Here is an 11919-nt window from a genome sequence, read left to right on the forward strand (position 1 = left end):
AGTTAATAATCCATTAATACAATCTTTTTTATAATTTTAGCCCTTAGAATTTAATAATAGAAATGTCATTAATAGATTTATCAAAACAAGTTGCCCTTGGAGTTGACATCGGCGGAACCAATACTAAATTCGGAATCGTAAACCACCGTGGGGAAGTTCTGGATAAAGGAAATCTGAGAACTGATGCCTATGAAAAAGTAGAAGATTTCATCGATGCTTTATATGAACATGTTCGTCCAATGATGGAGAAGTATGGTACTGAAGCACACTTTGACGGAATCGGAGTAGGCGCTCCCAATGCAAACTATTACAAAGGAACCATAGAACTTGCCCCTAACCTTCCATGGAAAGGCGTAATTCCTTTCGCTGAGCTGATGACGGCAAAATTCAATCTGCCTTGTACAGTGACCAATGATGCCAATGCTGCAGCGCTGGGAGAAATGCTTTTCGGAGCAGCAAGAGGAATGAAGGATTTTATCATGATTACCCTGGGAACAGGAGTAGGCAGTGGAATTATCGCTAATGGAAGCTTAATCTATGGACATGACGGGTTTGCCGGAGAATTAGGACATACGATTGTAAAACCTGGCGGAAGAAAGCACTGGAGCACAGGTTCTGAAGGAAGTCTGGAAGCCTATGCATCTGCCACAGGAATTACCATTACAGCAAAGAAAATGAGAGCCGAATTTCCGGAATCTATGCTGAACCAATATCCTGAAGACGAGATCAATTCTAAAACAGTATATGAATGTGCGATCAAAGAAGACCCGATTGCTATTGAGGTTTTCAGATATACAGGTCAGAAGCTGGGTGAGGCAATAGCCAATTTTGTAATGTTCTCTTCCCCTGAAGCTATTCTTCTATTTGGAGGAGTGATCAAAGCGGGAGACTTTATCTTAAAGCCAGCTAAACTTCATATGGAAAGAAACCTTCTTCCGATTTTCAGAAATAAAGTAAAACTGGTATTCAGTGAACTTGACGAAGCAGACGCTGCTATTCTTGGCGCAAGTGCTTTGGTTTGGGAAAAATAACTGAAACCTTTTTTAATAATATAAAGCATCCTTTTGTAGGGTGCTTTTCTTTTTCCCACAGATTTCGCAGATTTTCACAGAGGATTGGGTTATATTTTCCTTGTGCCATTTGTGAAACATTGGTGTTATTTGTGTTTAAAATTAAAATGGGTTAATATAATTCATCCTAATTGAGATGCTTCGACTTAGCTCAGCATGACAATGCTAATACTACATGCTTTAAAAGACTGTTGATATTATCTCTGTCATCGTATATTTCACAGATGATTATGCTGCATTTTCTTGTGTTCATTTGTGAAATCATTCGTGTTATTTGTGTTTAAAAGTAATTTGTCACATCTATCATTGTAATTTGAGTTTAAGCGGTAAAATCATGTTCAAATGAAAAAGTTTTTCATACTTTTGATCAGCTTTTTCCGGATCTGGAAAAAATAATAAAACAATATAATTACCAAAAATGGACAACAATAATTTAGACCAGATTACTTTCGGTGGCGGATGTTTCTGGTGTGTAGAAAGCTGTTTCAATATGCTGAAAGGGGTACAGTCTGCTATTTCAGGATATTCAGGAGGGCATAAAGACAATCCTACTTATCAGGAAGTTTGTACAGGAGAAACAGGACATGCAGAAGTGGTACAAATCACGTATGATCCGGCAATTATTTCTTATGAACAGTTGATGGACGTATTTTTCTTCCTTCATGATCCTACCCAATTAAACAGACAGGGGAATGATATCGGAACCCAATACCGTTCTGTTATTTATTATAAAGATGCTGCTGAGAAAGCAAAGGCTGAGGAAGCTATTAAAGTGTCTCAGGAATCAGGAAGATGGGCTGGAACGTATGTAACAGAATTAACCCCATTCGACAAATTCTGGCCGGCAGAACAATATCATCAGGGATATTACAATGAGAACCCTACACAACCTTATTGCAGTGCTGTAGTAGGTCCTAAAATTCAGAAGTTTAAAAAGCATTTCGGGGAACTGGGAATGTTGAATGCAGAGTAAAACGTGATATTGTAAGTTTCGGCTAAAGCCAGATGAATGTTAGATATTTTGTTAAACGGGCTAAAGCCCGTTCCTATTGATGTTTAACATTATTATCAGAATTTTAGCAGGATATTTACAAACCCATATAAAAATAACAGAAGCGAAGAGGGAATCTCTTCGCTTCTTGTTTGCACAAAAATTGTTTATATAAAGAAACTAATATCCTGGATTTTGGGTAAAATCTTTTGAGGCATCAATGGTTGCCTGAGGAATCGGAAAAATCCTTCTGTATGGCAGAGAAGCAGATTTGGCTGTTCCCGGTAAATCAAACTTCTTGAATCGGATCATGGCTTTTCTTCTGTACATTTCCCAATACAGCTCATATCCTGATTCTTTAAACAGTGTATTCTCATCCAAAGAAGCAATGGCAACTCCCGGAGCATTGTTCTTTAGAGCATCATTCGTTCTGCTTGTTCTCAGCTTATTCACATCTGCCAACGCAGCGGATATATTTCCACTTCTTAAGTAAGCTTCTGCTCTCATCATATAGATGGTTCCTAACCTATACAAGGGTACATCCATTCCGCTTGTTCCGTTATTTCCATATCCCGGATCGAATTCAAACTTAAAGTTTCTTACTCCTCTGTTGATCTGAGCCTGAGTAAATACAGATTCAGAAGGGTTATCAAAATTCAGCTCAGGAGTGAAGTCGGCGGCAAGTGTTGTATTTTTTTCCGTAAATAATTTATACACTTTAATCCTTCCGTCTGAAGTCATATCAAAGTTTCCGTCTGCAAGAATCTTAGGCCCATATTGCTGTCCCACCTGCAGCCCTCTGTTGAAATGAAACCATGGTTTTCCTGTACCTTCTACTTTACTGGATGAAGGTACACTTACATCTGTTCCGTCATTTCTGAACCATGTCCCATCCGCATACTGGTAAGATCTCTGAAAACGTGGATCATCATGATTTCCGTTCCATGAATAATAAAATTCCGGGGTAATACATGATGCATTGGTTCCTCTGTTATCAGGGGATGGCTTCTGAATTCTTTCCATAGACATATATGCCAGGTCATTATCTGAAGCTTTATCTGTATTTTTCTTCTGAACGATAGAGAAAATCATCTCCTTACTTGTATCATTATTGATATCAAAATTGTGGAAATAATTGGATTCCAGACTGAAATTCGGATTGTTAATCAATAAATTGGAATATTCAATTACTTTATCCATATCTGTTCCGGAGCCACTCACCGCCTGCTCCAAAAAGTTGAATGATCCTGCCGTTTTATTCTTCAAAACAGCCCTGTTCAGGTACATATCTGCAAGAAATGCATACGCTGCCTGTTTGGTAAATCTTCCGGCGTGGGTATTCTGGGTTTTAATATCTGCCAGATTGGGAATAAGTCCTTCCACTTCAGTAATCAAAGCATCAATGGTAGTTTCTGCTTTTCGGATCTGAATAGGAGCATTAATATTCCCCGGATCTCTGTAAGGAGCCTGCCCGAAAAGATCAATTGTGGTATAAGTATAATAGGCTAATAATCCTTTTGCTTCTGCTAAAAATAAGGCTCTGTTGGTACTGTTGCTTTTTTCAATACTTGAGATGGCCGTCAGGGACTTTGTAATCCCAAAGTTCAGAGAATTCCAGGTTGTTTTTACGACATCATTGCTTGCATCCCATGTGAATTCGTGCATGGCTCTCCATTTTCCTCCATCACCCCAGTCACTTCCTCTTGTGGGTAATAAAGCTTCATCAGTAGAATATTCCTGTAAAGCAAAAACATTTCCGTGATCTACAAAAGTTCCGTCTCCCAGCTGCCCGTATGCAGCAGCAAGAGCCGCTTCAGGGTCTGCCGTTTCAGAGCCCAAAACCTCATCAATTACTTTTTCATCCAGATTGGTACATCCCATTAAAGACAGTACAGCAAAGGATAAAATAAGGGTATTTATATTTAAAAATTTAGATTTCATGATTTCTTTTCAATTAAAATTTAACAGTAGCTCCCAAAATGAAAGTCTTGGCAGACGGATAGGTTGTATAGTCGATTCCCAGAGACTGATTTCCACTCACCTGTTTGTTCGTATCCACCAATGGATCATAACCGGAATAGCTTGTAAGGGTCAACAGGTTTTGTGCGCTTACATAAAGATTGATACTTCTCAAAAACTTCAGCTGGCTGGTATCGAAAGTGTATCCCAATCTTACATTATTCAATCGTATAAAATCTGATTTTTCAAGATAAAGGGATGATAATTGAGGCTGATTGGTAAAGTTGGCTCCGGATTCGTAGAAGTTTTTCAATACGTTTCTGTCTGACGCTAAGTTGTTGATATTTAAATCCAACGCAGTATTATTCACCAGGTAACCACCCGTTTGCCCAATGAAAGAGAATGAGAAATCAAACTTCTTGTATTTCATATAAGAATTAATCCCGAAAGTGAAATTCGGAATCGCTCCTTCAAAGATCTTTCTGTCATTCTGATCAATTCTTCCATCAGCATTTACATCTTCATAGATATATTTTCCGTTGGCATCTACTCCCAAATAATTCAACATATAGAAAGATCCTGCTTCATAGCCGTTTCTGTAAATATTAGCAGTAACTCCTGAAAGTCCAGGCCCTGATACTTCTCCCGAATAGATAGCAGAAACCGGAAGATCTTTTACCACGTTACTCACTGTTGCTCCGTTGACATCAAAGTTCCAGGTAAAGTTTTGTGTTTTGATAATTTCTGAACCTAAAGAGAATTCAAATCCTTTATTAACAATCTTTGCATCTACATTTTTCCATACTGTACTTGTAGGGCTTAACGGTCTGGAAGGAATATTCAGAATCGGGTCTTTGGTTATTTTGTTGTAATATTCCAATGATCCGTACAACTTGTTTCTCCATAAGCTAAAGTCTGCTCCAATATTGGTCTGCTCCACCACTTCCCATTTCAGATCAGGATTAGGGGTTCTGTTGATCACAACTCCATTAATCAGATTCAGATTCTCATACAAATAATATCCTCCGGATGGTGACAGTGAAGAGCTTGCCTGAGTGATTTTATTCGGAACTTCCTGGTTACCGGTTTGTCCCCAGCTTCCTCTTAATTTTAATTCATTGATGATCTGAGAATCTTTCAGGAAATTTTCATTAGAAACCGTCCAGCCTACTGCAACAGAAGGGAAATACCCGTATTTGTTGTTTTGACCAAAACGGGTAGAACCATCAGCTCTCAATGAAGCCGTTAGTAAGTATTTTTTATCAAAATTATAGTTTACTCTTCCGAAATAAGATTGTAATTCATTCTCCTGAGCATATCCTGCTGCCGGAATAAAAGCTTCACCAGAATATCCGGGATTAATTTCCGGTGGAATTCCAGCTCCCTGATTCGCAATATTTTTCACCCCGAAATAAGTTCCTGTAGTTTTGAATTTCTGATAGGAGAAACCACCTAACAAGCTGAAATTATGTTTATTTAAACTAAGATCGTAGGTTAAGTAATGTTCCAACAATACATTATAAGAATCAAGATTTGCCTGAACATACATTCCTTTCGGAGTTCTGTCCGTAATGTTTGGGTACATCGTTGTATTTCTCTCAGACATTGTTTTATCAATTCCTAAATTGAACTTATAATTCAATCCGGGTAAGATTCTCAATGTGGCTTCTGTATTCCCTAATACTCTGAAAGTATTGGTTTTATCGCTATAAACACTCAGCAGATACAAAGGATTGTAATGAGCATTCATATTAAAGTTGGTATAATTTCCGTTTTGATCATACACGGAACGCGTAGGATTCGCCATCAAAGCATGGATAATCACCTGACCGTCAGAACCTGCATTGGCTCCGTTCGGGATTCCCGTTTCTTTGATGTCACTTGCCGTAAGATTAAGTTTAATTTTTAATCTTTTATTATCAAAAAATGATTCTTCTGCATTCAAACGGGCCGTTGTTCTTTTAAAACCACTGTTCAGAATGATACCATCCTGATCCATGTGAGAAATGGACGCAAAATAATTTCCGGTTTCCGTAGATTTTGAAAAAGATACTGAATGATTGGAAGAGACTGCATTTCTGAAGATTTCATCCTGCCAGTCTGTATTTCCCCCATGGTCGTATAATTTGTTGATTCCTGCAGACCTATATTCATCAGCAGTCATCAGGTCTAATTTTTTAATCACTGAAGAAAAACCTAAATACGTATCATAGGTAAACAATGGTTCTCCTTTTCTTCCTCTTTTCGTTGTTACCAAAACAACACCGTTTGAACCTCTTGCCCCGTAGATTGCAGCAGCTGAAGCATCTTTCAAAACCGTAATAGATTCAATATCACTGGTATTTAAAAAGTTTAACGGGTTCTTGGCCTGCGCATTTCCTAACCCGATATTCGGGCCTGTAGCACTTACGGCATCGTTACTCAAAGGAACTCCATCTACAACAAATAAAGGAGTACTCCCGCTTCGGATAGAACCGATCCCTCTGATGGACACATTTACTCCGGCTCCCGGCTCTCCACTCGACTGGACAATACGGACACCCGCAATTTTCCCCTGCATCAGGTTGTCAACGGAAATGTTCATTCCTTCTTTGAAATTCTCAGCTTTTAGCTGGCTTACGGCTCCTGTTAAATCAGATTTCTTCTGGGAACCATATCCTACCAGTGTTACTTCTTCGATGGATGTTGATTCTTTTTTAGTTTCTAATTGTACAGCAACTGAAGTACTGGAGATTTTCACCATCTGGATTCCATATCCTTCATAAGAAACAGACAAGGTTTGTCCGATGCTGGCTGAAATGGTAAAGTTTCCCGATGCATCAGTAGAAGCATTTTCTCCGGTTTCTACAACTGTGATTTTTGCGCCTTCAACAGCAGCTCCTTTCTGATCCGTCACCGTTCCGGAAATGGTTTCGTTTACCTGCGAAAAGACAGGATAGTTGGAAGTAAATCCTTTGGCATCAGCTTGGCTTGTCACCAAAAAAATTAATGCAATCGGAATTAGCTTTTTAAACTTAAAAAAATTAATTTTGTGGTACATATCAATAAGTAAAGTAATTGCAAGACGTTACATTGCTTATCAAAAAGCCGCTGTTGTTCCCGCAACAGTGGTTTTCTTTTCAGGCAACGGTTAGTTTTTATTTCGGCATACAAAGTAAAAGGATCTCCCACAAATCTATTTTAACATAATATTATCTTAAAGTCAACAAAATATAAATATCTCAATTTGAGAGAATAGAAATTAACTAAATATCAACCGTTTACACACGTGTATTTTTCCAACATTCACAGAATTTTAAAAATTACTTAACATAATATATAAATCATCTCCTGCAAAGAGTGAGTAATTTCGTATTCAAAATGTATCGAAATGAAAAAGGCTGTTTTTCTTGGTATCTGTTTATCTTCTTTCAACTTATTTTGGGCACAATCACAGCATCTCAATGAGTTAAAAATCAATGAAATCCAGGTTATTGGCTCTCATAATTCTTATAAAAAAGCCATTCTTCCCGAAGTGTATCATTATTTATCTCAAAAAGATACGCTGAACGTTTTACCAAGGATTCAGTATGAGCATATTCCTATTCCCCAGCAACTGGATCTGGGACTTAGAAATCTGGAAATTGATGTGTATGCAGACAGCCAGGGAGGAAAATATGCCCATCCGAAAATTCTGGATCTGGTAAAAACCTCTGAACCTTTTGATCCGGAAGGCAAAATGAAAAAACCAGGTTACAAGATGATTCATGTGACAGATATTGATTATCAGACGTGGTATTATACCTTAGAAGACTGTTTAAAGGATTTGAAAAAATGGTCTGATCAACATCCTGATCACGATCCTGTTTTTATAACGCTTGAGCCCAAAGATGGAAAAGCCAATCAATTTGGAACCGAACCGGAACACTACACATCGAAACTCTTTGACGATCTGGATCATGAACTGAAAAAATATCTGGGAAAAGACAAGATAATTACACCGGATGATATTCGTGGCTCTTATACAACATTGAACGAAGCTGCTCTAAACAAAAACTGGCCAAAAGTAAAAGAGGTAAAAGGGAAATTCCTTTTCGTACTGGATAATAATGGAGAAAACAGAGACTTATATGCTAAAGATCATCCTTCGTTGAAAGGAAGAATGATTTTTACGAATTCTGTTCCCGGAACTCCTGAGGCGGCAGTTTTGTTTATGAATGAACCCAAGAAGGATGATGCGATGATAAAAGATCTGGTAAAAAAAGGATATATCATCCGCACCCGAGCTGATGCTGATACCATGGAAGCCCGAAATGAAGACTATTCAAGGTTTGAGAAAGCCAAAGAAAGTGGTGCTCAAATCATTACAACAGACTATTATTATCCCAGCAAGCTATTCAAATCCAATTATAAGGTAAGTTTTGATAATAACACCTATGAAAGAAAGAATCCTGTAACAGGAAAATAGTCCTGTTTTTGCTATTAGATTTATAATTGAGGAGGCTGTCTTAAGGGGCAGCCTTTCTTTTTGTTTAAACACAAATAACACTAATGCTTTTCACGAATAGGCACAACTATTTTATTGAACATAAGTTGAGTATTGAGGAAGCATAATAATTACAGCTTTATTATTTCTTTTCTTTTCAAATCTATTTCAAAATGGTCTGCAGGATCTCCATGGGAAAGCAATGAAAGAATTGTAAAAACAGATTTTAATTGCTGAATCAATGAATCCCCTTCCGAATCATGCATTTTGTATAGTTTCTCCAACATCTCATACTGCTTCAGCCTTTCCTCCGGAATATCTTTTTTTGCCAGTTCATCCGCTGATTGAAATTTATACACGTCCAATAACAAATCATCAAAAGACCATTTTTTAAAGTCTTCAGACCTGATTGCTTTCTCTTTCAGCTGATCTTTATTTTGAATCAGCAACAAAAGATCTTCACCAGTAAGGTTCTTGGTTTTCTCAATAAAATCTTTTGGCCAGTCATCGGGAATCATTCTTAAACGAACTAGTTCTTTTAAATGAAAAAGCATAAAGTCGTGATATGATTTTGTTTTTAAAATGTCTTTATTCCAAAGTATTTTGGTGGTATCATGTTGTAAAGCATTGTATTCTTTTTCATATAAAGGAAATAACTCATCAAAATTCGGAACCTCATTTAAAATCTGAGTTTGAACGTCCATCTTATCAGGCGATTGTATGGTCAGAATTTTATACGCAGGCAGATAAGCCGCCAATGAGGGCACCTGAACATTCACTAAAATATGGTCTCCTGTTTTACTTATTCCCGTATCATTAATATGCATATGCCCTGCAAAATGAATCTGCAATCCTGCTTCAGCAAATACTCTAGCCACTTCTTCCTGAGGAACACGCTCCAGCTGCCACTTTTTTTCACCCAATACATTTGTAAGTTCACTGGTTGCTCCATCATTGAAATCAATCATAGGATAATGCGTAAATGCAATGAGGGTTTTATTATTTTTCTTCGCTTCGGCGGCCAGTTTTTTAACCCATTGAATTAAATGTTGTTTGTTGGTCAGAACATTATTATAGCCAATACTTGCACCTTTATAGTTTGAAGGATTTTCAAAACTTTCATTGATATTTTTCGGGATATAAGTATTACCATCAATAGCAACCAACCACACATCTTTCACAGGTTCAACAACATAACTCAAATCCGGAACAGAAAAACCTTTAGTCACTTCATACATTCTTTTGGAATACGCCGCAGACTGTAATCCTTTTTTGTAAGAGTAATTTTTAAATGAATTATTATCAAAAGGAGTACTCCAAAACAAATCTTCTTTTTTGGGGGAGAAGCCAAAATCTTTTAACTCATTCAGAATTTCGAGATATCCGGATTCTGCAATATCTTTTGTAATCACCTTATCTGCTGAGGTCCCAATATTTTCTTTGCTGTAAATTCCCAGCGCTTTTCCCTCCTTTCCAAGAAAATCACTTTTCCCTCCATCATTTCGAAATGGTCCCACCGGATCATGGTTTCCTGTAGTTAAATAAAAATTAATCCCATACGTTTCATGATATTTTTGTAATATTCTATGAAGACCACGAAGGTTATAAGCCTGTCCGTCATCTGAGAAATCACCCGGCATTGCTACAATCTTAATTCCTTTTGCGGCAATATCATCCAGAGCTTTGAGAAAGGCTAAATAATTCTCATTAAAAATTCTTGTGGAATGCAATTGAGAATCCATGGTTCTCAAAATGGTGGGTTTTCCTGTTTTAGGATTTATAATTCCTTTAAATTCATGATCCGAAAAGCTTCCATATAGATCCTGGAAATGCACATCGGAAAGAAATGCAACCTGTACAGGTTTCTGTGCTGAGAAAAGTGCAGATATAAAAAGTAAAACGGAGAATAGTATTTTATTCATCTTAAAATAAGACGAAATTACAGGAATAGATAAAGATTTGTTTTAATTGTATTTTAAATTATTGTGAAAGAAATTTATTCTCCCTTGCCATAAGTTAAGATCATATGATCAGTTGCCAGTTTTAATTCTTTGTTATTGTCTGGATCAACACCATCCATTGTAAAAAAACTAACCTCATTATTATATTTAGAGCACCATACCTTTCCTAAGGAATTCACAAGAGTTAATGTATCTGGTCTGGTGATCTTTTTAAAATGACTAAACAACTCTTTATCCATTGCAATGATTCGATATATTGGTCCAATATAATTATCATTAGTAGCAATATATCTTTCCCCGTTCCAATACATATATTTTTTATCTATGTCCAGGCTAGTTCCAGAGAAAACACTTAAAGGATTATTTGATAAATCACTTTTTTCAACACTTGGAAAATATTTATTTCCCGCAAAAGCACTTGCTATCAAAATGATTCCTACAATTCCTACCCCATTTTTTTTTACAAACTCGGGAATATTAAAATGCTGAGTAATTATAATCTTGATACCTTTTTCTTTTTCTGATTGTGATACATTATAATCACCCACATCTATACGTACTGTAGTAGACCTTGTGTCTTCATCCTTCCTGCTAAATGATGTAGAAAAATGAGCAAAATTCTTAAACTCTACATATTGACTAAGTTTATCCAGAATTTCTTTGTCTATGATATCTGGCTCATTGTTATCTCTTATACAAGAATTATAATACCTAGTTAATGTTCTTTCATGAATAATAAAGTTCCAGGTTTTCTCAAAATAGTCAGAAAGTTCATTTGACCAACCACTTTTTGTTCCCTTGTTGGGAAAGTCATTCTGTGCTTTTCTAAATACTTCATGAATTAGTAGCTTTTTCTTGGACATAATTAATTTTTAAAGGCAGTTACAAAATAGGTGATTTTTAACCGTGTCGCATTACGGCTTTCCGTAACGAAATACTCTTCATTTCTTGTCCATTAATGTCCATACCTTGTCTAACACTTGCCTCCCTTTCTTCCTCATCTTTGTCATATCAAAATCAGTGATAAACAAATAATTAAAACAAAATACAAAAACAAATTTACAAAACTGATTTTGAAATCACCAGATAAAATGGAGGAAAACTCCGGGTTGGGAAGCAGATGTTTCTCCTCCGTTTTTGAAGGTTCACTTCCCAAAAAATTTAGAAGCGCTTCATTTTTTTTAACCGTATAACACTGTCTGTGATCTGTTTCGCAGGGAAGAATACGAATGCTTTAACAATAAATTTTTTGACCCATGATCGAGATGATATTGATGCTATTCGGTTTAGCATTCTCAAACAATAATGCCAATACAACAACTATAAATGATAACAACCCAACAACAGTAACAACTCAGGGGTTAGGTATGGGAGAAGATCCAGATACGGGAGGTAGTGACACTGGAGGAGATACAATACAAGTTCCACCTAAAAAATAATCTGAAACGGGAGAAATATTAACTTTCTCCTGTT

The 11919-nt window shown here is 36.7% G+C and carries 8 protein-coding genes; 4 read left to right on the plus strand and 4 right to left on the minus strand.

The window, feature by feature from the left end; translation table 11 throughout:
* Positions 1-62: 62 nt before the first annotated feature.
* Both CQ022_RS13085 and msrA read left to right on the plus strand, forming a co-directional pair.
* On the plus strand, positions 63-1031 hold the full coding sequence (locus CQ022_RS13085; protein WP_105682818.1) for an ROK family protein: 969 nt from the start codon (positions 63-65) through the stop codon (positions 1029-1031).
* A 457-nt stretch (positions 1032-1488) separates the two neighbouring features.
* The gene (gene msrA / locus CQ022_RS13090; RefSeq protein WP_105682819.1) at positions 1489-2043 is read left to right on the plus strand and encodes a peptide-methionine (S)-S-oxide reductase MsrA; all 555 of its coding nucleotides are present in this window, start codon (positions 1489-1491) and stop codon (positions 2041-2043) included.
* Positions 2044-2241: 198 nt separating this feature from the next.
* Here msrA and CQ022_RS13095 read toward each other — a convergent pair whose 3' ends face one another.
* Both CQ022_RS13095 and CQ022_RS13100 read right to left on the minus strand, forming a co-directional pair.
* Positions 2242-4002, minus strand: coding sequence for a RagB/SusD family nutrient uptake outer membrane protein (locus CQ022_RS13095; protein ID WP_105682820.1), 1761 nt, complete (start codon positions 4000-4002; stop codon positions 2242-2244).
* Between the two features lie 13 nt (positions 4003-4015).
* Positions 4016-7060, minus strand: coding sequence for a SusC/RagA family TonB-linked outer membrane protein (locus tag CQ022_RS13100; RefSeq protein WP_105682821.1), 3045 nt, complete (start codon positions 7058-7060; stop codon positions 4016-4018).
* A 330-nt stretch (positions 7061-7390) separates the two neighbouring features.
* Here CQ022_RS13100 and CQ022_RS13105 point away from each other — a divergent pair, with 330 nt between their 5' ends.
* Positions 7391-8467: a phosphatidylinositol-specific phospholipase C1-like protein gene (locus tag CQ022_RS13105; protein ID WP_105682822.1), complete on the plus strand. Its 1077-nt coding sequence runs from the start codon at positions 7391-7393 to the stop codon at positions 8465-8467.
* A gap of 149 nt (positions 8468-8616) precedes the next feature.
* Here the strand turns inward: CQ022_RS13105 and CQ022_RS13110 are convergent, their stop codons facing one another.
* Entirely contained in the window at positions 8617-10407 is a 1791-nt protein-coding gene (locus CQ022_RS13110) for a metallophosphoesterase family protein (protein WP_105682823.1), read from the minus strand.
* Between the two features lie 74 nt (positions 10408-10481).
* Positions 10482-11309: a hypothetical protein gene (locus CQ022_RS13115; RefSeq protein ID WP_105682824.1), complete on the minus strand. Its 828-nt coding sequence runs from the start codon at positions 11307-11309 to the stop codon at positions 10482-10484.
* A gap of 411 nt (positions 11310-11720) precedes the next feature.
* Here CQ022_RS13115 and CQ022_RS22980 point away from each other — a divergent pair, with 411 nt between their 5' ends.
* Positions 11721-11885: a hypothetical protein gene (locus tag CQ022_RS22980; RefSeq protein ID WP_165791664.1), complete on the plus strand. Its 165-nt coding sequence runs from the start codon at positions 11721-11723 to the stop codon at positions 11883-11885.
* Positions 11886-11919 lie beyond the last annotated feature (34 nt).

It is taken from the genome of Chryseobacterium culicis, assembly GCF_002979755.1.
Lineage (GTDB): Bacteria > Bacteroidota > Bacteroidia > Flavobacteriales > Weeksellaceae > Chryseobacterium > Chryseobacterium culicis_A.